The 21,923-nt window shown below is 34.4% G+C and carries 18 protein-coding genes and 2 pseudogenes; 3 read left to right on the forward strand and 17 right to left on the reverse strand.

Annotation, left to right across the window (positions count from 1 at the left end; all coding sequences use genetic code 11):
• Positions 1–316: 316 nt before the first annotated feature.
• From BN1058_RS07060 to BN1058_RS07090, 7 genes are all read right to left on the reverse strand, one after another.
• Positions 317–3,517: an AAA family ATPase gene (locus BN1058_RS07060; protein WP_090854889.1), complete on the reverse strand. Its 3,201-nt coding sequence runs from the start codon at positions 3,515–3,517 to the stop codon at positions 317–319.
• Positions 3,498–4,205: a hypothetical protein gene (locus tag BN1058_RS07065; protein WP_090854892.1), complete on the reverse strand. Its 708-nt coding sequence runs from the start codon at positions 4,203–4,205 to the stop codon at positions 3,498–3,500. The genes BN1058_RS07060 and BN1058_RS07065 overlap by 20 nt, the downstream gene beginning before the upstream one ends.
• Entirely contained in the window at positions 4,153–5,574 is a 1,422-nt protein-coding gene (locus tag BN1058_RS07070; protein WP_090854895.1) for a hypothetical protein, read from the reverse strand. The genes BN1058_RS07065 and BN1058_RS07070 overlap by 53 nt, the downstream gene beginning before the upstream one ends.
• Positions 5,550–6,878 carry a DUF2399 domain-containing protein gene (locus tag BN1058_RS07075; RefSeq protein ID WP_090854898.1) on the reverse strand — a complete coding sequence of 443 codons (1,329 nt, stop codon included), beginning with the start codon at positions 6,876–6,878 and terminating at the stop codon, positions 5,550–5,552. The genes BN1058_RS07070 and BN1058_RS07075 overlap by 25 nt, the downstream gene beginning before the upstream one ends.
• Before the next feature lie 355 nt (positions 6,879–7,233).
• Entirely contained in the window at positions 7,234–7,962 is a 729-nt protein-coding gene (locus BN1058_RS07080; protein WP_090854901.1) for an SIMPL domain-containing protein, read from the reverse strand.
• Between the two features lie 159 nt (positions 7,963–8,121).
• Entirely contained in the window at positions 8,122–9,090 is a 969-nt protein-coding gene (locus BN1058_RS07085; protein ID WP_090854903.1) for an anti sigma factor C-terminal domain-containing protein, read from the reverse strand.
• Complete coding sequence (locus BN1058_RS07090) at positions 9,074–9,583, reverse strand: RNA polymerase sigma factor (RefSeq protein WP_090854906.1); 510 nt, start codon at positions 9,581–9,583, stop codon at positions 9,074–9,076. Before BN1058_RS07090 ends, BN1058_RS07085 begins: the two co-directional genes overlap by 17 nt.
• Positions 9,584–9,837: 254 nt before the next feature.
• On the opposite strand from BN1058_RS07090, the gene BN1058_RS07095 reads away from it, so the two are divergent.
• Positions 9,838–10,074, forward strand: a complete 237-nt coding sequence (locus BN1058_RS07095) for a hypothetical protein (RefSeq protein ID WP_090854909.1) — start codon at positions 9,838–9,840, stop codon at positions 10,072–10,074.
• A gap of 34 nt (positions 10,075–10,108) precedes the next feature.
• Here BN1058_RS07095 and hemY read toward each other — a convergent pair whose 3' ends face one another.
• Positions 10,109–11,518 carry a protoporphyrinogen oxidase gene (gene hemY / locus BN1058_RS07100; RefSeq protein WP_090854912.1) on the reverse strand — a complete coding sequence of 470 codons (1,410 nt, stop codon included), beginning with the start codon at positions 11,516–11,518 and terminating at the stop codon, positions 10,109–10,111.
• A 228-nt stretch (positions 11,519–11,746) separates the two neighbouring features.
• On the opposite strand from hemY, the gene BN1058_RS07105 reads away from it, so the two are divergent.
• A complete protein-coding gene (locus BN1058_RS07105) occupies positions 11,747–12,877 on the forward strand; it encodes a TIGR04053 family radical SAM/SPASM domain-containing protein (protein WP_090854916.1) in 1,131 nt (376 codons plus the stop codon).
• Positions 12,878–13,045: 168 nt separating this feature from the next.
• Here BN1058_RS07105 and BN1058_RS07110 read toward each other — a convergent pair.
• From BN1058_RS07110 to BN1058_RS07120, 3 genes and pseudogenes are all read right to left on the reverse strand, one after another.
• Positions 13,046–13,910 (reverse strand): annotated as a pseudogene (locus BN1058_RS07110) (SDR family oxidoreductase).
• A 129-nt stretch (positions 13,911–14,039) separates the two neighbouring features.
• A complete protein-coding gene (locus tag BN1058_RS07115; RefSeq protein WP_090854919.1) occupies positions 14,040–14,639 on the reverse strand; it encodes an NADPH-dependent FMN reductase in 600 nt (199 codons plus the stop codon).
• Between the two features lie 112 nt (positions 14,640–14,751).
• The gene (locus tag BN1058_RS07120; RefSeq protein WP_090854922.1) at positions 14,752–15,606 is read right to left on the reverse strand and encodes a VOC family protein; all 855 of its coding nucleotides are present in this window, start codon (positions 15,604–15,606) and stop codon (positions 14,752–14,754) included.
• Between the two features lie 172 nt (positions 15,607–15,778).
• Here BN1058_RS07120 and BN1058_RS07125 point away from each other — a divergent pair, with 172 nt between their 5' ends.
• The gene (locus BN1058_RS07125) at positions 15,779–16,087 is read left to right on the forward strand and encodes a winged helix-turn-helix transcriptional regulator (protein ID WP_090854925.1); all 309 of its coding nucleotides are present in this window, start codon (positions 15,779–15,781) and stop codon (positions 16,085–16,087) included.
• Positions 16,088–17,341: 1,254 nt separating this feature from the next.
• On the opposite strand, the gene BN1058_RS07130 is transcribed toward BN1058_RS07125, so the two are convergent.
• The 6 genes and pseudogenes from BN1058_RS07130 to BN1058_RS07150 all read right to left on the reverse strand — a co-directional run bounded on the left by BN1058_RS07130 (position 17,342) and on the right by BN1058_RS07150 (position 21,847).
• Positions 17,342–17,851 (reverse strand): hypothetical protein, encoded by a 510-nt coding sequence (locus BN1058_RS07130; RefSeq protein ID WP_090854928.1) that lies wholly within the window; start codon positions 17,849–17,851, stop codon positions 17,342–17,344.
• A 124-nt stretch (positions 17,852–17,975) separates the two neighbouring features.
• A pseudogene (locus BN1058_RS14170) lies at positions 17,976–18,109 on the reverse strand (IS3 family transposase); the annotation flags it as partial.
• A 176-nt stretch (positions 18,110–18,285) separates the two neighbouring features.
• On the reverse strand, positions 18,286–18,840 hold the full coding sequence (locus BN1058_RS07135; RefSeq protein WP_090854931.1) for a hypothetical protein: 555 nt from the start codon (positions 18,838–18,840) through the stop codon (positions 18,286–18,288).
• A 191-nt stretch (positions 18,841–19,031) separates the two neighbouring features.
• A complete protein-coding gene (locus BN1058_RS07140; protein ID WP_090854934.1) occupies positions 19,032–19,586 on the reverse strand; it encodes a hypothetical protein in 555 nt (184 codons plus the stop codon).
• Between the two features lie 182 nt (positions 19,587–19,768).
• On the reverse strand, positions 19,769–20,659 hold the full coding sequence (locus BN1058_RS07145) for a hypothetical protein (RefSeq protein WP_090854937.1): 891 nt from the start codon (positions 20,657–20,659) through the stop codon (positions 19,769–19,771).
• Positions 20,660–20,735: 76 nt separating this feature from the next.
• A protein-coding gene (locus BN1058_RS07150; protein WP_090851334.1) for an IS3 family transposase occupies positions 20,736–21,847 on the reverse strand; the annotation gives its coding sequence in 2 pieces (ribosomal slippage) (positions 20,736–21,598 and positions 21,598–21,847; 1,113 coding nt in all).
• Between the last annotated feature and the right edge of the window lie 76 nt (positions 21,848–21,923).

Genomic DNA, 21,923 nt, shown 5'->3' on the forward strand with positions numbered 1-21,923 from the left:
AAATAGGAATTTTGCTAACTCCTATTTAAGAAAATAAAATAATCCACTTTTTAAAAATTAGTATTATGAGGTTTATTTTATAATTATTCTTGTGTATCTTATAATAATTTCCACATTATAAAAAAACTTGTTATATAGTAACTTAATAAGCGACTTGGGATCTCATCCAAATCGCTCTACCTTTATTTTAAAATATTGGTGGGCCGATACGTTAAACACATGAATTAAAAGTAGCTGCATATTGTTATAAATAATTTTTCTAAATCACTTTCATATAAGTCTCCATTTCATTTTCTGTCAACTTTTTCCTGATCCTTCACTTTCTTCTCACCTTAAAAATTTTACTCTGTGGAATGTTGGGATTGTGATAAACGACATATACTTTAGAAAAACGGTATAAGTATTCTGCTTCATGAGACTTGGGGGTTAAGATTATCATTTTTCGGTTTAGTTCATGTTCATATAACTCGAATACTTTATCTTTACGTCCTTCATCTAGCGCACTATCAAACTCATCGAGTACGATATAGCCAGGTGATGCTTGAATCGTTTGTAATAATGCCAAAGCAAACAGTAAAGAACTAAGAGACTCTTCCCCACCAGAAACCCCTTTTCCTACTTTACCTCCTCTTGCTTTGACACTAACATCCTCCAACTTTCCTCGATGTCCTTCCTTACGTGCTTTAATATATAATGCATAGTGAATTTGATTACGGCGGTCTATTCTCATATCCCAATCTATTTCACCTTGAAAACCAAACAAAGACATATAATGAACAAATTTTTGATTAAGACCAATAACTTTACTATTAATTGTGCTTTCTAAATCCTCTTTTAGTCGCTCCATTCGCTCCGTATATTCATCTAACAATAATTTGGATTTCTTCACTTCTGTTGCGGAACGATCATACTCTTCTTTCATTTTTTGATAATTTTCTGGTGCAGCTTCATCAATCCCTGTTTCATTTACTGCATGGGTATATTGAATTTTTCCACTCTCGCGCATATCATCTGCTTCTGGTTTAGTTACTTGTGGTAATTCGGTAAGCTCTAATGCAAAATCTTTTAATTCCTGTTTTACAGCATCTACTAACCTTTGGATGTCATGTTTAATTGTTGCATAGTTTTCTTCACTTGTTATATATTCTTCAGATCGATTTTTAATCTGTCTTTCTTGTGAATCAATTTCTCGATCTTTATATTGAATAGCATCTCCCAAATCCTCTATAACTCGGTTTAATTTCTTTTCTTCACGCCGCTTTTCATCCAAGAGAGAACCTAGTTCTTCTAACTGTGAATTTTTATTCTTTTTCTCTTCTTTTAGCTCAGTTAAATAATGCTTCAATTGAGTTGCCTCAATAATTTTTTCCTTTTCTTTTTCATACTGAGTAAAGGTTTCTTGATAATTTCTAAAAGTTTCGACCTTTTGCTTCCAATCAGCACGTTCTTCATTCAACAGATTCCAATCCAACTGAATCTTGTCCCTTTTTTCTTCAAGTTCCATCTTTTCATTAATTAGATTGTCATACTTACTTTTTTGCCACTCTCTCTCATTTTCTTTTATCAAAAAGGCTTCTGCATCTTTTAATGACTCATGTCTGCGAAACAACGTACTGTTTCTACCTGTTAATTCAATTATTTCATTTGATAGATTGCTAATTTTATCCCCAACGCTTTTAAGCTCATTTTCTACTTGTGTTTGATAATTTTTCAAAACTTTTTCACTTAATATAACACGTTTTTCCTCTTGTGGACCTCTTATGCCTTTTGTATCAATAAGCACACCATTTTGTATCAATGGTTTTTCAGTTTCAAAAAAGCTCTTAATCCACCAAAGTGCTTTTACCGCAAATGGATAAAGATTATTGCTTAAATTATCTTTTATCTTTACATGTTTATCTGGAAGGTTTGTAATCGTTTTTTCTGGAACAACATTTGGTAATGGAATATGGTATAAATCATTTGGTGCAAAGAAATCTTTTTTGTTAACAAACAACGTGTATTTTATCGTATCAAACAACTCTTCGTCATTCGGCTTAGCTGTGTCATCTAGTTCTACAAGCTCACGCAAAGGATAGACTTCTATATTTCGCTTTTTAAAATACTGAATAGCCACTTCTTGACGAGGACTATAAACTCGATTGTTTCTTAGATTGTCATATTCCTTATCTAAACTTTCTTTTTTATTTTCAAGACTCCCTTTTTCATCTTTTGCAGCTTCTAATCGTTGTTCATTTAGCTTCATCTCTCTTTGCACAACTTGACTACTACTATATGCTTTAATAAGTTTACGCACTTCTTGTTCCCTAGCACTGTCCTGGTCAATCTTTATTTTTAGTTCAGCAATTTGTTGAGTTAATTCATCTAATTTTTGTTTATTACTTTCTAACGATTGTTGCTGTTCTTCCATTGAAACATTAATGGAAACACATTTTTCCTCCGCATGAATTAAAGCTTCATTTACTTCTTCTTCGGTCATGCCAATCCGTTCTACTTTATTCGTAATTTCCTCTATTTCTTTGGAGATAGCTTCCATTTTGTCTTTATGGCTAGTTATCTCCTCCTGCAAACGTGTTAACTCATCGTCCAACGTGCGTTCGCGTGATTCCATTTGAGAGATTGCCGTCTGAAACTGTTCAAGCTTTTCTCTATGTTCCGCTTGTGAGATTACATCTTGCTGTTTCGCTGTAATTTTCTCTTCTTTGTCTGATTTTAGTGTTTTTATTTGATCTCTTAAAGTATTTATTTTATTAAGGTGATGCTTCTCCAACCATTTCAAAGCTGAAATATACTGTTTAAATCCTTCTTCTAATCGCCTGTTTCGACTATAATACCTGTCTAACTCTGTTTTCTTCTGATTTAAATGAAGTTTGTTAAGACTTTGTTTACTCTCTGCCACTTGCAAGGTCTGTTCCGTATCTCTAACGAGTTCTTTGCTTTCTTCCCAGTTTTTCTGGATTTTATCAATGCCATTCATTTCACTGAATATACGGAATCGTTCTTCTGGATGCATCACTGCAAACTGGTTTACCTCTTTTTGATACCAAATTAAATAGAATTCATCCGGGTCAATAGCATATTTAGAGTGAATCTGATTTTTATATTCAGTAAAGTTAAAATTACGATCGCCAGAAGTATACTTTGTCTCCCGCTCCCATCTATCTATGTTCTCTCCCTCTTGTATATAAAATTCTTTTTTTACTGGGTCACCCGGCTTCTGTTCCAGATCTAACCGAAACTGAACAAACTCTGGCGCATCAACCTTGATTTTCCCATCATTTTTAAAAAGCAATTCAATCTTTGCTCGCCACGTTTGGTCTTTTGGAAGGTTGTTTGACTTTAATCCTTCAAGATCAACCTTACTTGAATAAAGAACACCACCCATACAAAATGTAACCGTTGATTTCCCAGCACCATTTGGTCCAGATATTAGAATATGGTCATCTTTATCAGAAAAATCCATAACTGTCGGCGTGTAATCCCGTACACCTGAAAATTTAAGTCTCCATGGAATCATTATTTGCACTCCCATTCATGTTGTAACGTTTAAAGAACCGCAGGACATCATCCATGTGCAACTGATTTGATTGACTAAACTCGGTGTATCTTCTTAAGAAAGAATCTGAAAACAAATTAGCTCCGATCGATGTAAGTTGATAGGCTTCTTCCTCAGAATTTGTATCATACACTTCAATTGCCCCAATCTTTTTCAGTGGATCCAAGTTAGCTTGAATTTTTCTTGTTACTTGTAATGATTCATGGCCAAAACTATTAATTAATTGGGAAAAGAGTGTATACTCATTCTGCAGTACTTCTTGATGATAAAAAATAAACATGAGAATAGCTAAACTTTCTTTGTTTAATAATGTTTTCGCTTGTTTGGCGGGTACGCGCATGAGTGCTATTACTTGGTTTCTTCGCTCATCATAAATCACTTTCATGTAACGACTAATCGCTTGGTTTACCCGTTTGAGAAAAGAGAAAAAAGCTTGTTCATCATCTGAAATTCCAACTATTTTTTCTACTTCCTTACGTGAAAGGCCAAAATTCCCACTTCGAATGGTAGCTGATGATGAAAAAAGGATTTGCATAAATGCAAGCTCTTCCTCTGTAGTCAAAAAACCTTTGATTGATTGTAGGGCTGCTAGTGGATTAACGTTCGCGCTTTCTTCCTCGTTTTCTAATTCCATATGTTCCTTGTTCATCCTCACTCCACCTCCAGTCGCGCTGATCTTTGTTATCGTACATTTCCTTGTTCGCATGTTCATCAATGGCTGCTTTTTTATTAGCTACCAATGCTGAAACGCCAATTAATCCGTTGGCTATGTCACTCCATCTAGATGATCCAGAACGAATAATTAGCTCATCAAGTCCCGCTTCTTCTACTTCCTCTAGATAGGCTTCAATACGCTCTGTGTGTATCATTTGTTTCGTTATTTGCCATTTTGAATCGCCCATTATTTCTTCCAACTGTTCTTCCATTATTTCTTCTGTATCCGGAATTTCTTCATCCACTTTTTCCTCTATCTCTTCTGTAATAGGTTCATAGTTTTCAATATAGTTAATCCCCTCATCAATTGCCATCGGTGATATCGGACTAGCGAATTTCACTGGTGCCCATAGACCATCTATTTCTTCGTCCTTGTATTGCCCTTGTTCCATAAAACTTAAAATTTGATGTGCATTCGGAATTTCAGAACCAAGGGGAGGATCAAATGATTTTACGATGAACGTTCGAAACGCTTCCGGTTGAATTCTATGGTTAAAATCCGTTTCTTGCAGGTGAGCAAACTTAAGAATTTTATTAATTGTCCCAAGGCTGATTTTTGTTCCATCACTAATAGCTGCTGTCCCTCGTTGTTTAATGTCGGAAAACACAAGCTCTTGATCAACTGTTTCAAACTTATCCATACGTTCTGCCATCTTACCTTCAAGTTCTGTCATAAGATGATGAATCACTTCTACTTGTGTTAATGCATTTCGGTCTGCTAAATACTCAAGCTGTCTTTCATGGAGGAGCAATACAGCTTCTTCTACATTTTTAATCATACTAGCAAGCTTATTACCACCAGAGATGCCTTTATCATCATAAGCTTCACTTAATTCTGCATCTCTTTTTGCTTGAAACAGGGACCTTGCCACATCATCATTAAGATAATATGCAAGCGAATCATTAGCTAAACGAATAAGTACATCCATCATTCGTTTTCCTACATCACGCATTTTTATTCTTTTTGTTGTTTTTGCCACCCAATTAAATTTCCCCAAAACGAACACGAGGTGTTTCATATAACTTTGCGTAATTACTTCGTCATAGCCATACATATTACGATAGCGATAAAATAACGTCTCCTCACTTTCAATAGGTTCTGCAATACCGAGTGCTTCTTGATTAATAATATGTAACACTCGGAGGAAACGTAGTACGTGGATTGGTGACTGAAAATACTCCTTATCACTTAATTCTGTTAACACACCTGATAGTTGGGCAATATCACGCATCGATTGTAGTAGCTCAGGTTTATCATCTGTAACGTCAAAGATCGAAATTAATGATTGATCCACTTTTTCCACAGCTCTACTCCTCCAATTTCTTGTTCTTGCTCTTCTTTACTCCTTTGTATCGATTGTTGGTATTTGCTTGCAAAAGTTCCCCATTCAGTTTCCACGGTTAATGGCGGTACAATCCATTTTATTAAGACTTGTTCATCTTGTATTAGCTCATATAATTGCTCTGCGATCGTGTAACCTGCTTCATCAACATCCGTCCAAATAATAACTTGACTGACACAGGTTGTTAGTTGCGAAATTAATTGCCTATGTGCAGACCGTACTTGTCCATCCACACCTAATACGAAACTTTTCGTATCTCTTAAAAACTTTTCTTCGTAAGCCACCCGTGTTAACACACCTCTGTTTTCCACTAACCATAACACATCTGCTTTCGTAGTAAACTTTTCTAAAAAAACAGCTAGATCAGTCGTTGCGTGAACAGTACCATAACTATACTCCACGTGATTCCCTTTCATTGGTCCAGTGAAAAATAGTGGTGTAATTGTCCCCATACTTGCTAGACCTAACAACTGTATTGGACGATGAAGTTGTTTTTCTGTTTCTTCAATAAAATCCTTTTTATAAGCATCAAATTTTTTTGACCCACCGATTGTCCGATAATAGGTAGCACCAATCTGTTTCCAATCAAAATATTTTTCCGTGCATGCTAGTTGATATAAAGCAATCAAAAAATGGAGGAATACTACTTGTTTCCTCAAACGCCAAGTCGGATGAATACGTTCTATTAATTTAGTTTCTCCAGTTAAGACTTTATCTGTCTCACTTGCTATTTTATCTAATTGGATTGCTAATAACGAAACAACGTCTGCACGCTGGTCTTGTTTAATGCGTAAAATAGTGCTGTGCTTCGCAACATCCCAACACTTTTTCCAATCAAGTATCCAATTTCTGGTTTCTTTTGCTGCTTCTGCTTGTATCTTTAAACTTAGCTGATAAAGCACGAAGCCCATACGATATCGTTCTGTTTTTACAGTTCTTTCATCTTTTTCTAAACGAATTTCACGAATAATCCAGCCATAACGAATCCATTCATAAGTTTCATCGGAAAGATCTATCTGCTTCTTCGTTTTTGGACTATTGAAACCATTAGTTAGTTTGGTTGGAATGGTATCTATATGGTGTAGATCCGGATCCGTAGCTTTTCCTACCATTAGCCTTGCTACTATCTTTCTTGTTCGTGTCGTTCGCTTTATTATTGGTATATGGATAATGTCATTCTGCTCATACGCATCATTGACATGTATGCTTTCATTTTTTAATGCGATATGGTGCTGCAAGTAATAATGTAACGCTTCAGAAACCAAGGTACAAACCTCCCTATGATTCTTTTATTTTACCATAGGAAAAGATAATAATACGATTGGGATGGACAGGGAAATTCAAGGAATTACTGATGAAGGTAAGTGGTACCTTTTTATTTTATTTGTGCATATGTAATATGCCTAAGCTTAATGAAAGCTTTTAAGCATTTTTTTATAGAAAATTAGAGAAATGAAGGAGTAAAAATAGTTCTCCAAGTTAACAAACAGGAGATTTAATAAAACCAGAACATTTAAACAATCAAAATTAAGTCTTCTGATTCCTAGTCTCCTGTTATTACTTTTCACTTCACTTTATAGAAATAAGCGCCAATATCCAATATCTTTTTCAAGCTATCTGTCATTCAAACCGCTCATATTCAAACACCGCTTGCACAGTGGCAGTGACCTTTACGTGGCCTTCTTGCACAGGTGTGGTTACGGCATCCGTCGTTGCACTTAGCACTTCAGCAGTATAACGCGGACGTTGGAGTTGAACGTTTTCTTCAGTGAGGCGTAATGGAATGCGGTTGATTGATAAACCTAGCGAGTGCGCCATATTCTCTGCTTTTTTCCGTGCATTCAAGGTCGCGTCTTGGAGCGCTTCTTGATAGATAACCGTTGAATTAGCCAGTTCGTATTCCACTTCATTAATCACATTAGCCCCATTCTGTGTTGCAACATCAAGAACCTCGCCCACTTTCGTCAGATCATTTACCACAACCGTAAACAGATGGCTAACCTGATACCCCCGAAACACTTTTTGGTTATCTGGGTAATCATACATCGGCTGGATCGTATATGCAGCAGTCTCAATTTGATCGTTAGCAATCCCAATCGCTGCAAGCGCGTCAATAACTTGATTAGCAAGGATCGCATTTTGTTGTTGGGCAGTTTGGACTTGCTTATCTTCGGTTACCACACCAAAAGATACACGCGCTTGGTCAGGCCTCGCCAACACCTCACTTTTCCCCACTACACTTACGGTATAATCTTGCATACGGGTGGACGATTTGAATGAGCGATTTGGATAACCATACGGATAGGAATACAGTTGATTTGCCTGATTAGGAACGTACATTGGGTGCATCAATGCCGAACATCCTTTCTTAAATCGTTTTGATATACATCAGAACATCAGTTAAATTAGCATATTCTTGCATGATGCAACGCGTGCCTAATTTGTATTGTAATAATTATCTACAAGTTCTCAAAAATAACTAGCATTAAAAAAAACAATTATATATTCTTAATTTTGTTCAATAGCAGCACCTATAACTGAACTACGAATAAAAGGAACATTCTTGTATTTTTCTAATTCCTTTGGTGTGCCTGTAACAATAGCGCCATTCAGTGTAATTTCACCGTTTTTCATATTATGCTTTGTAGTTTCAAATATTTTTTCTAATTCCTTCTCATCTTTTTTGTAAATCAAGTAATTTGAGAACTCACCTAAATGAATATCACTTATTTCCTCTGAATATGGATATGTTGGAAAATTTACTCTAACTCCGTAAGCATCTGTTGCTGAAACAGTCTTCGAATCTCCACCATTATTACCTTCCTCTAATTGCTTTAATTCTGAATTTGATACATTATTGACCCATAGCCATTTTACGGTTTTATTTTGTTCACCAAATGCTTCGATTAATTTTGTTATTGTAATTGGACGATTAAATGATAAGGCCACTTCAATAATTTTATTAGGATCCATTTTCACAGCCTTATCTAAGTCTTTTGGTAGTGTTTCATAAGAAATGTTAGGATAATAGAAACTAGCAACTTTTTGATTACTAAAGTTATTATGTTTAATGTTTCGTTTTTCACTAGTTTTCGCATCTATATTTATTAATCCACTTTCATTATCGATCATCTTAATTTCTCCAACCGCTGGAATACTTGTTGTTGTTTTATCCCAAACAATATATTGATCACCCAGTTGTTTATGATAAGTTGTTATAACATCAATGCTAAACAAATTATAATTGTATCTTTCTGAATAACTAGTAACATTTGCTCCCTGAACAACTCCATACATTTCTTTATAATTGTCTCTTTTTTCTTCGATAATAAAACGACTTCCTGTGATAATAGAATAAATTAATAATGCTGCACTGAATAATGAAAGTAAGATAGTAATAATGATATATTTTCTTCTTGACCGCTTTATCATTTGTTGAAACGGCGTATTATGATTTTCGTTAGGTAGTTGTGTCATCTGTAGTTACCTCCTTATATATTTTCAACAACTTCTTTCTGGCACGAAATAAATTAGTCTTCACGTAACTTATTTTTTTCCCTATTATGTGCGAGATTTCTTCATAAGATAATTCCGAATAATACTTTAGTAGTAATAACTCCTGGTATAATGGCTTTAACTTCCCTAAAGCGTATTTTAAATCTTGAGCACGTTCTTTTTGAAGAAATTCTAATTCTGGTTCCTCTTTCGTATCGGATTGTATTACTGCCTCGTCTATAATAAAATCTAATTTATTTTGCTTTCGGCATTGATCCAGATGATAATTTAAAGCTACACGGATTAGCCAACTTCGTATTTTTGTTGATTTAATGGTAGGATAGTAGATTAAAAATTTACAGGCTGTTTCTTGGACTGCATCTTCTGCATCAACTTTATGTATTCCTTTTTTTATTAGATATTTATAAACGATATCAAGCTCTTTCTGTAACTCTTTATTAAAATCATCATGCAATAACCTCTCCTCCTATATACAAGACGATTACATACATAAAAAGTTTACATTTTTTTTATTTTTTTCTTACAGTATTATGTGTAAAAGTATTTATCCTTTATTTAGAAACCACATCCTCTAAACAACAAAAAGAAGGGTTATAGACAAGTTTACCAATCCATGAATAGTCCCATACTTTGCTTTAACATTATTTATAGTAAGGTTTATATGGCCAAAATCAAAGCGCAGAAACATTTTTACAACATGTATCTAGCGTGATTGAACAGCAACTTCAGGAATTGGATGAAAGCGATGTAGTTGTATTAACTAAATTAGAAGACTATACACTTTCTGTACAGGGGAACAATCTTACAACAGATATAACCATTTCAAATTCTCAGATATTAAACTCACCATACGCGTTAGACAAATATATATGGACAGAACTGAGGAAAAAAGGTGTAGAAAGTAAAGAAGCAAATGGAAACTATTTAGGATACGTATTTATGTGAGTGGAGGAGCTTCCCCCACTCTTTTTTGAATTAATTAAATGTTTTTCAAATACAGCAAAACATTACTTACTGCTTTTTCTGCTTGATCAATACAATCTGGAATACCTAAACCTTCAAATGAGCCACCTGCAAGATAAACACCAGGTAATTGTTTTTCCATTTCTAGCTTTATTGTTTTCATTCGTTGCTTATGCCCTACTGTATATTGTGGCATTGCATTTTTCCAGCGTGACACAACTGTAAAATATGGCTCAGCATCGATGGCCATTGTTTTATATAAATCTTTTAAAACGACTTGCTTGATTGTTTCATCTGATTCATCTACAATTTCTTCCTTTCCTGCTTTACCAACATAACAACGAAGCAATGCATAACCTTCTGGTACAGTATGTGGCCATTTTTTATGTGTCCACGTACAAGCGGTTATCGTATAATCGTTGTTTCTTGAAACGACAAATCCAGTACCATCAATATCCTTTATAATTGATGATTTCGGAAATGCCATCGCAACTGTCGCAACTGATGTTGAAGGCATCACTTTAAAATCATCAAAAAGTGTGTAATTTAAAAACATCTTAGGTAAAGAAGCGTGAGGAGTTGATACAATAACACTATCCGCTTCTATTTTTTCACCGTTACTTAATGTTAACGTATAAGAGTCTTCCTCATTTTTATTAATGTTTTCTACTTTTAAACCCTTTAAAACCTTTATAACATCTAGTTTTTCTTCGATAGCCTCAACCAACGATTCGAGTCCGGTTGTTAAGGTTTGGAACATCCCTGTACGTTTAGCCATTTTTTGTTGTTTAGGTTGTTTTGGCATTGTCTTTTTTATGCCGAAAATTAAACTGCGGTATTTTTGTTCAATCGTATAAAATTGTGGGAAAGTTGACATTAAGCTTAACTGATCAATATCTCCAGCATAAATCCCTGATAGCAGAGGCTCAATTAAGTTTTCAACAACTTCACTTCCAAGCCGTCTTCTAAAAAATTGCCCTAATGATTGATCACCAGTTGTCTTAGATTTTGGTAAAAGAATATCCATTGCTGCCCTAGCCTTTCCAGATGGACTAAATAGCTCTGAAAAAGCAAATGGTACCATTTTCGTAGGAACGCCCATAATCGCACCACCAGGCATTGGGTGCAGTTTTCCATTTACTAATACGAACGATTGACCAGAGCTATTATAAACGAGCTTGTCATCAAGCGCGACTTCCTTAGCTAAGCGTGATGCACTCTTTTTTCTACCTAAAAAGGAATCGGGACCTGCTTCAATTAGAAAGCCATCTTTTTTGATCGTTTTGATTTTTCCACCCAGACGATCACTAGCCTCAATCAGTTCTACCTCAATAGGGAGTTTCTTTTCTTTTATTTGTTTTTGGAGGTAATAGGCAGAGCTTAAACCTGCAATTCCACCTCCAATTATGACTACTTTTTTCTTAATAATTATCGCCTTCCTTTTATTCGTTTCCTAGCTAAATACTTCTAAATGATTATATTTTATCTAGTAAATAAAGTTTATAGACAAAAAAAGAGCCGTTCAGTGACATAAAACACATCAATAAAAGAATTAACTTATATGAAACTTGCAACTAATTATTATGATGAAAATCACAATAAATAACTATTACACCCCATAAAATAGAATCGTAGACTAGAAGGAGGACTAGTGATGTACAATAGAGACTTTAATGAAAATCCATTTATTGTTATATGGGAGTTAACAAGAGCGTGTGAATTAAAATGTTTACACTGTAGAGCAGAAGCACAATATCATCGCGATCCACGAGAATTATCATTTGAAGAAGGAAAAAAATTAATTGATCAAATTTATGAACTGGACAGTCCAATGCTTGTATTTACTGGGGGAGATCCATTAATGAGAGCAGACGTATATGATATTGCTGACTATGCCATAAAAAAGGGAATCAGAGTTTCTATGACCCCTAGTGCTACACCAAATGTGACCAAAAAAGCGATACAGAAAGCAAAAGAAGTAGGTTTATCAAGGTGGGCATTTAGTTTAGATGGTCCGACTGCAGAAGTGCATGATCATTTTAGAGGAACGACTGGTTCATTTGACTTAACGACAAATGCTATTAACTACTTACATGAATTAGAAATTCCTGTTCAGATTAATACAGTTATATCAAGATATAATTATGATATGCTTGACGATATGGCACAACTAGTTGAAAAACTAAACTGTGTCCTTTGGAGCGTGTTCTTCCTAGTACCAACTGGCCGTGGGAAAGTAGATGATATGATTACTCCAGTTGAACACGAAAAAGTATTCCGATGGTTATATGATTTAAGCAAACGTGTATCGTTTGATATCAAAACGACGGCTGCACAACACTACAGAAGAGTAGTCATTCAATCAAAAATGAGAGAAAATAAAAATCCTGAACAAGATATTCGTTATAAGGATGCTTTGATGCAGGGAACAACAGGGGGAATAGACGGATTAGGTCGCGCTCCAAAAGGGGTTAATGATGGTAATGGCTTTGTATTTATCTCTCATATAGGCGATGTGTATCCAAGTGGATTACTACCGATAAAAGCTGGAAATGTAAGAGAGACACCCTTAGGTGAAATTTATAGAGAATCAGAGATTTTTAAAAATTTAAGAAATCCAAATAAATTTAAAGGAAAATGCGGGGTTTGCGAATTTAGATTTGTTTGTGGGGGCTCTAGGTCAAGAGCGTATGCCCTGACGGGAGATTACATGGAAAGCGAACCGTTTTGTGTGTATATTCCTAAAGTGTTAAGAAATAAGAAGAAAATGCATCGAAAAACATGAAATTTAACTGATTGAAAAATTTAGAGATCCATGTATTTGAATATGGTTGCACCTATCAAGGTCCGTCAAATGATTTGGATGGTTTAAATTGAGCAATCATTAAAATTTGCATTAAGATAGAAACCGACCTTTTTTATTTGAAAAAGGTCGGTTTAAACTAAGCTTTATTTAAGAGATTTCTTTAACAATCTGAGTAATCCCTTCACTTATTGGTGTAGATGAGCGGCCAAGTAATTTTTCGAAGTCATTGCTTTCGACTTCAAGCGTACCGTCTCTAATCCCTTTTTGGATTTTAACAAGAAAATGAATAAGGGAATCTGGTAGATCTATACTCTTCATAATATCTGCATAAGTATTGTCATCAACTTGTTGTACAGCTACTTCTTTACCCAGTACATTACTAAGAGCTGATACAAACTCTTCCTGTGTGTATAATTGTCCGGAAAGCTCGTAGATAGTGTTTTCATGCCCATTACCAGTCAACACCTCAGCTGCAGCCTCTGCATAATCTTGTTGTAATGCCCAACCTACCTTACCGCTTCCTGCTGATGTTACCCAAGGAGCACCTGCTAGAACACTTTGAATACTTGATATTTCATTTTCCAAGTACCAATTATTTCTTAAAAAAGAATAAGGAATACCTGTTTTCAGGATAGCTTCTTCTGTTGCTTTATGCGTTGGAGCAAGGAAGTTCTTACTCTCTGTTGCATTCGCTATACTAGTATAAGCAATAAATTTAACTCCAGCACGGCTAGCCGCAGCTACTGCATTCGAGTGTTGTCGTATTCTTGTTTCATTATCTCCATCCGCAGAAATAATAAGCAAACGATCAACGCCCGTAAAAGCCGCATCAAGTGTTTCTGGATGATCAAAATCACCCTGTCTTACCTCTATTCCTCGATCCTGTAATCTAGCAGCCTTCTCTGGATTACGAATCACTAACAGTTAATTGGTTTACAGATACCTTTTTTAATAAACCCTCCACAATTTTCGAACCTAATTTTCCTGTCGCTCCTGTAACTAATAATTTCATAATTCATTCTTCCTTATTTTAATAGTCTAGCCATATCCACTGTAAATAGTTTGCTACCACTAACAACAAGCTACAGCATCCATGACTATTAAAGTATAATTACAATTTCATAGTTTCTAAGTTTGTCCTTTATCTTAAGGTTTTTAAAGCACCACTCCACGCAACAACTTCCTCAAGCATGGTCGTAACATTGTTTAGATGTAAATCTTGTGGTCTAAAATCTGTCCCATTTTCAAAGTCTGTAAATAAACTTAAGGTTGGATGTGTGCGGACATCCGCAACTTTTTGTTCTGCAAGAATTCCTCGAAGATGTTCAGCTGCACGCACTCCACCAGTTGAACCATAACTTACGATGCCTGCAGCTTTGTTATACCAGGCTTCACGTGCAGAATCAATTGCGTTTTTCAATGCACCAGTAATACTGTGATTGTATTCTTGAACAATAAAAACAAATCCATCTAAGTTAGACAATTTTTCATTCCAAGCTACAATCCCTTGTTCTGAACCATCGGTTGTTCCTAAAAACGGTAAATGATAATCTGCAATATCAACTATTTCATAGTTTACATCTCCACGTTGATCAGCAATTTTTTTCACCCATTCTCCTACTTTTGGACTTACTCGCCCTTGACGTGTGCTTCCTAAAATAATACCAATGTTTAATTTTTCATTTCCCATTGTTATTTCCTCCTTATTTTGATTTCCGAAAAATTTATCTAATAATCCCATTATTTGCACCACCTAAATTTATATTGTCTACTTCTTGTTGTTAACATGTCCTTCATTCTTTACCCAAGACTAATTGTTTCCGATAAAGAGAACACACCTAAATATCCTTCAGTTATTTTTTAACTGTTAACCAAATACGATTTCCTGAAGGATCTGAAGTTACGATAGAACCATTTTCTTCTGTAAAGGTTGCTCCAATATCCTTCAACTGTGAAATAATTTTATTTTTCTTTTCCTCACTTGAAAGTATTAGGGTAAATGATTCTAGTCCGACACTGTTAGAAGGAGGTGTAGGTGCACCTACGCCATTCCAAGTATTTAATCCAATATGGTGATGGTATTTACCATCCGAAATAAAAATTGCCTGAGTACCAAATCGGTTTACTACTTCAAATCCAAGTCCCTTACAATAAAACTCTTCTGTCTTTTTTAATTCCGAGACATGCAAATGGATATGTCCCATGACCGTTTCATTCGGTAGACCTTTCCATAACTGCTGTTTCTGGGTAGATAAGAGGTCAGGTAAATTCAATGGATCAACTGTCATTTCTACCTCTCCATTACTCCAATTCCATTCAGAAGGATCCCGATCCACATAGATTTCTATTCCGTTTCCATCTGGATCAGATAAATAAAGTGCTTCACTCACAAGATGATCAGAGGAACCTAACTGAATGCCATTTTCCACAAAATGCTGCACCATGCTGGATAAATCGGCTCGCTTAGGCAAAAGGAGAGCAAAGTGATATAATCCTGTCGTCCTTCCTTGTTTTGGAATTATATAATCTGGTTGTTCTACTGATAATAATGCTGTCTTTCCATCCGCACTAAATATAGCAGACTTTGACGTTTGTTCCAGCACCTTAAAGCCAATAACTTCTTTATAGAAAGCGATAGAACGTTCTAAATGTTGTATCTTTAGGTTTACTTGACCTACAAATGTATTAGGTTCACGATGGAAATTCATTTTAGTTACCTCCAGATAATTTTTAAGGTTTATTAAAATGTTTTATCAGTTAGTTACTTTATGTAAGTAAGTATATTATTATAATAAAGTATAGTCAAGTAAATTTTTAATAAAAAATAATTTAATTATTTGTCTAAGCAAGTTATAATATATAGTAAGGAGTTGATTTAGATTGGATAAGTCGATTTGTCCTAGATTTGAAAAAGCTATGGGGCTTTTAAGCCAAAGATGGACAGGGTTAATCATTTACCAGCTTTTATCTGGTCCGCAGCGATTTTGCAATATAGAATCATCAATCGGTGTAAGTGGTAGGGTCCTTTCAGAAAGGTTAAAGGATCTTGAGAACGAAGGAATTGTAAAACGAGAAGTTTTCCCCGAAACTCCAGTTCGAATCGAGTATTCATTAACTGAAAAGGGCATTGCCCTTGAACCGCTTATGCAAGAGATGGAAAAGTGGTCAAAAAACTGGTTAGAAGCATAAGATATATTTCATAGGATACATTTGCGTGGAATTTCTCCCCCTTTTGTATCCTTTTCAATTTAGCATTATTATTCCTTCCTTGATTCTCCATGATATCTCCTCTTTCCTACAATTAGTAAAAATGCCTAACTCTCGTGTAGACTTATGCAAACCCAGATCAAGTTCTTTCATAACCTTATTGATTTTTCTGGATTTTCCTCCCACAAGCGTTGTGCTTCCTCTAGGTAACTAATCGTTGAATTTATGATATCTACTAACGGCTTATAGGATGCATTCGTATATCCTTTAGTTCGATATAAATCTCTTAACGTTCTATATCTGCTACAATTCAATTATAGATATCAAAAACGACTAAACAGAATTAGCTTAGTCGATAATTTAGCTAATTCTAATTAGTCGTTTTACCAATTGTACTATTCACCTAAAAATATTCTTATTTTGTGAAAATTTTTTCTATGCATTGTGGTTAAACATATTAGGTCGTTAATATTTTTAGTTTACTTTTATATTTAAACCTTTAATGATAGTTCCCTTTAAATTATCCTTTTCTCCATCCCAGTGTAAAACTACTAATAAACGTTTGACTCCTTCTCCATGAAGCGAAAATGAGTTACCATTTATGGTCTTATCCTAAAGAATTGCACCTATCCCTTTTTCTTCATACACTAGGTAATAAATACTTTTAGGTTGATTACCTTCTATTTTTATGGATATCGATTCATTGGATTGAATCTCAGCTTTTGGTATACCCTTAGTAAACTTGTTAACATTTATATTCTCACTACTTAACAGTGTATCGCTGGAACAATTATTAACGGCAAGACACTCTTTAATTAATTTAGATGAAAGTTCTTCTCCATCAACTAAAAAGGTTATATTTTCACTTTCAATTTATTTTCCAGCAATATACCATCATACTCTTAATTATCATCTCTAGTTTCAATCTTTGTTGCTCTCATTTTAGATAATCCGCACATAGAAGAAAGTAGTTTACTTATAAAGTATAAGAATCCCTGAATCATTCGGAAAGGGATTTACCTTCTTATGTAATTCATTATTTTCAATATCAATTTCTGTTTGGTCATCTGATTATTTTTCTTCATGGGTTGGTTGACAATAGCTGTAGTAATTATATCTATGCTATGTCTGCACTTTCGGCTGTAGCAGGTACTATAGCAGCTTTCACCACCTTCGCATTAGGAATATCTGGTATTACATCTTAATTTAATGTGTTCCAAGAATGTAGATCTCTCTCTACATTCTTATTATGTTTAAACCTGCATCGTCAATACCTTTACGGATTTTTACGTTATAATCTTTTATTTCTTTTTCATTTAATTTTAAAGGATATTTTTTAAGAACAAAAAGTTTTCGTGGATATTCAGAAATAAATAGAAAATATCTTCGCTCATCTTCTTTCACCATTTTAATATCAGACCATTTATTTTTTGTTACTAAATCACTAAACTCTCTTGTAAAACCTTCATCCGAAATGGTAATTTTACAAACTGTATTGTTATATTGATTTTTAGATTGTTTTATTTTTTCAATATTCATTAAATTTCTATTATATAAATAACGATAACAGATGACATAAGTGGCTATGAAAAGTGGGGTATCATATAGCAGGTAATATAGTTCATAACCCATAAAAAATATAATCGTTTCACAAACAAAAATCGTAAATAATGTAATTAGAAAGCAAGTACCTACTTTTTCTTTTTTATAAGAAGAAAAGTCCTCTAAAAATGCTTTATAAATCATTAACGAATCTTCTAATTCAAGTTTAAATTGAGCAATGATATTATCATATCCTTTCTTTTTTAGATACTTTATATAATACTAAAAAGTAGATTATATTGATGAAGAGTATGATGATATGTCAACTCTGATTGAGCGTGTTTCCAACTACTGATTCATTGCACGAGATTTGGACGGTTTAAATTGAGCGACTATATATTTTGAAACAAGTCCTTGTTCTTTCATAATTCGTCCAATTCGACGTCGTGAAACAGTCCAACCATGATAATTCTTCTTATCGAATTCCTCCTCTTAATAACTTTTCAATTATATTTCATACTGTTTATTCCATTAATTTATTCGTTAGCAAAACAAATACGATGCTTTTTGAAAAAGTTTTCGTTTAAGTACCATTTAGAATTATCTTTTAAAAATTAATAGATCATTCATAGCTAAAATTAATATTGATCAATAATGGAATTAGCAATATTAATGGCATCTTGTTTTGTTAATGTGTTGTTGGTTTTGTGATACGTATTTTTTTTAAACGTTACCATTCCTATTTTGTAAATTATACTTGTTTCAACAAAATTAGGATGTCTCCAAATTAAAGACTTCTCCTCTAATAATTCGTTATTGTGGTAATAACCAGTAATATTGTTATCTAATTTTACGGCTTGGTTTCCATCTACTATATCATGTGAGTACTCGTATACCGCTACTTTTACATGCTTATCTTCACCAAAATATGCTAATGATACCTCACCAAGTGTATCATTAATATGCATGGACACTTCTTCAACATTAAAAGGAATAGCATTTACAGAAGGGGCTATTACATATTCTCTTATATCATCAGAAGTTGATCGATATACTTTCTTGATATCCGGAATTTCCCTAACAAGTGTTTCAAGGGGTGAATCGCCGTATTTTTCTTCAAGTCTTAAAGTGTTATCGCAAGCACTTAGCACAAATAAAACTAATAATGAATAGATAAAAAATTGTTTTTTCATTATTTCTCTCCTCTCTGAGCAGACGTAAGAAACTTCCAGTTCATTTCATTTTTTTATAACTTTTTTCAAAAAGAAGCCTTAGACATAGCTTCTTTACTATATTTAAAGCTATTATTGAATTGGGCTGCTGCACCCACGCTCCCATCAATCTTACTTCATAAAAAATTTGCGCTTTTTACCATAATTTGAATTTAATATTGATCAATAATGGAATTAGCAATATTAATGGCATCTTGTTTTGTTAATGCGTTGTCGGTGTTGTGATAGGTATTTTTTTTAAACGTTACCAAACCTATTTTGTAAAATACACCAGTTACAACAAAGTTAGGGTGCCTCCAACGTAAAGACTTTATCTTTAATAATTCGTCATTGTTGTAATAACCAGTAATATTGTTATCTAATTTTACAGCTTGGTTTCCATCGGCTATATCTCCTCTGTACTCGTATACCGCTACTTTTACATGCTTATCTTCACCAAAATATGCTAACGATACCGCATCAATTGTATCATTAATATGCATGGACACTTCTTCAACATTAAAAGGAATAGCATTTACAGAAGGGGCTATTATATATTCTCTTATATCATTAGAAGTTGATCGATACACTTTCTTGATATCCGGAATTTCCCTAACTAGGGTTTCAATGGGTGAACCTCCGGGTTTTTCTTCAAGTCTTAAAGTGTTATCGCAAGCACTTAGCACAAATAAAACTAACAATGAATAGATAAAAAAATGTTTTTTCATTATTTCTCTCCTCACTAAACATTCACCATCATACCAAAAGCCTTTTTTATATTCTTATTCTCTGACTTTCGATTATTGAATTGGCTATTTTAATAGTATCTCCCTTGATTCTTCATGATACCTCTTCTCTTTCCTACAATTAGTGAAAATTTATAAAAATTCCTAACTCTCGTGTAGCCTTATTATGCAAACCCAGACCCAAGTTCTTTCATGAATTGAACTACATTATTCATAGCCTGATCATATAATCTTATTGATTTTTCTGGATTTTCCTCCCACAAGCGTTGTGCTTCCTCTAAGTAACTAATCGTTGAATTTATAAAATCTACTAACGGCTTACAGGAAGCATTCGTATATCCTTTAGTTCGATATAGAACGCTTAACTTTTGTTCTATGTCTGCGGGATAATCAATTTTATAATCCTTTCCTTTTGTTATGGGTCCGCCGTTTTTCAAACCTTCAATACTTGCTTTTATCGCAGCTAATTCTTGATATGGTTCAGGTTCGTTTGGAATAGTGGGATCATCTCCCCAAGGCCAAATAGCTATCGATTTACCTTCTTGAAAAATGCCGATACCATTTACATAATAGATAACTCCATATTTATCATCAATATAATCTACTTCCACGCCATCCGTAACTAGTTCGTAATTGTCATATATCTCTACAATCTCTTGGTAACGTGACTCATCAAATGGAATGATTTTGCCTTCTTCTGGTGATTCTGTTGTTTTTTCTGATTCCTTTTCGTCTTCTTCGTTCGTTGTTACCTGCTGATTTTCTTCAATTGGATGGTTATCTGTATCTAATGTATTTTGTTTGTTAAGCCCACCCAGAGATAGATACAACATTCCAAATAAAAGCACCACTCCAACTGCAACTTCTGAAAAAACAATTGTCCATCCTTTTCTCCTAACATCTTTACGTCTTTTACTGTCTTGTTCTCTTGCAACTTTCATAAGGTTTTCATGTATTTCTTCTTGCTTTTTTGTACTAAAGTCTTTTTCATAATCAGGTTCGGGAAAAGAACGGATTTCATCAATTAACTCTTTAAAATGCTTGTTCTCTGTCATCCTGTAGCTCCTCCTTTTTTTCCTTCAATACTTTTAAAGCACGGTGTGGTATGTCAACACTAAATTGGACACATTTTTAAAGGTTAACCGACTTGTATTCAGTAGGTGTTAAGTAATCTAGGGATCCATGAATTCGAATATGATTAAACCAATGAACATAATCAAACAGTTCAAGGTCAAGTTCGTGTTGGTCAGTAAAATAAGCCCCTTTGACAAACTCTGTTTTGATAGTCTTGAATGTAGCTTCTGCAACGGCATTGTCATACGGCGTTCCTTTCTCGCTCAAAGAACGCTCAATACCAAACGTTTCTAACGCTTGGTCAATCAGCTGGTTTTTAAATTCGCTACCTCTATCCGTGTGGAACAATTCAAGGTGATGAAGATTGTACGGAACGGATGCAAAGGCGCGTTGAACTAAAGCAGCACTTTTATGAGGTCCTGCACTGTGACCAATAATTTCACGATTATATAAATCTACTAAAACGCAAATATAATGCCATTTCTGCCCAACCTTCACGTAGGTTAAATCGCTTACAATTACTTTTAATTCTTCATCTTGGTCAAATGCTCGATTGAGCGTGTTTCCAACTACTGATTCATTGCACGATGATTTGGACGGTTTAAATTGAGCGACTGTATATTTTGAGACAAGTCCTTGTTCTTTCATGATTCGTCCAATTCGACGTCGTGACACAACCCAGCCAAGTTTTTTTAACTCAACCTTAATCTTTCGTTGACCATAGTTATGACGACTTTTCTTAAAAATAGCAACAATCAGATCTGTTAATTCTTGATTCTGATCATCACGAATTTTTGCTTCGTAATAATACGTACTTCGGGCAATTTGCAGGACGTCGCACATTGCTGATACCGAGTATTTGTGACGGTTATTTCGGATCACATCTACTTTCGTCCCATGATCAGCGCGGCCTGCTTTAAAATATCATTTTCCATGGCCAACTTTTGATTTTCTTTACGAAGTTTGATTAATTCTTCTTGTTCCGGTGTGCGATTATCTTTTTCCTGAAACGATCCACTATCATGATACTGACGAACCCACTTATCAAAGGATGAAGGGGTTAATTCATAGTCTTTAATTATTTCGGCACGGGGTTTACCAGATGCATGCAATTGTACCATCTGTTCTTTGAATTCTTTAGAAAAGCTTCGTCTCATTCTTCTGGTCATTTTTAAAAACTCCTTGGCTTTTATTTGAACCAAGTCTAACTGACCTTAACTAACTTGTCCAATTAAGTGTAACCGA

It is taken from the genome of Paraliobacillus sp. PM-2, assembly GCF_001368815.1.
Lineage (GTDB): Bacteria > Bacillota > Bacilli > Bacillales > Amphibacillaceae > Paraliobacillus.

Coding starts and splice junctions, on each gene's coding strand:
- BN1058_RS07065 (WP_090854892.1), bottom strand. CDS start 4,205: ATGAACAAGGAACATATGGAATTAGAAAACGAGGAAGAAAGCGCGAAC.
- BN1058_RS07105 (WP_090854916.1), top strand. CDS start 11,747: ATGTACAATAGAGACTTTAATGAAAATCCATTTATTGTTATATGGGAG.
- BN1058_RS07130 (WP_090854928.1), bottom strand. CDS start 17,851: ATGATTTATAAAGCATTTTTAGAGGACTTTTCTTCTTATAAAAAAGAA.
- BN1058_RS07135 (WP_090854931.1), bottom strand. CDS start 18,840: ATGAAAAAACAATTTTTTATCTATTCATTATTAGTTTTATTTGTGCTA.
- BN1058_RS07115 (WP_090854919.1), bottom strand. CDS start 14,639: ATGGGATTATTAGATAAATTTTTCGGAAATCAAAATAAGGAGGAAATA.
- BN1058_RS07060 (WP_090854889.1), bottom strand. CDS start 3,517: ATGATTCCATGGAGACTTAAATTTTCAGGTGTACGGGATTACACGCCG.
- BN1058_RS07120 (WP_090854922.1), bottom strand. CDS start 15,606: ATGAATTTCCATCGTGAACCTAATACATTTGTAGGTCAAGTAAACCTA.
- BN1058_RS07085 (WP_090854903.1), bottom strand. CDS start 9,090: ATGACACAACTACCTAACGAAAATCATAATACGCCGTTTCAACAAATG.
- BN1058_RS07140 (WP_090854934.1), bottom strand. CDS start 19,586: ATGAAAAAACATTTTTTTATCTATTCATTGTTAGTTTTATTTGTGCTA.
- BN1058_RS07145 (WP_090854937.1), bottom strand. CDS start 20,659: ATGACAGAGAACAAGCATTTTAAAGAGTTAATTGATGAAATCCGTTCT.
- BN1058_RS07080 (WP_090854901.1), bottom strand. CDS start 7,962: ATGCACCCAATGTACGTTCCTAATCAGGCAAATCAACTGTATTCCTAT.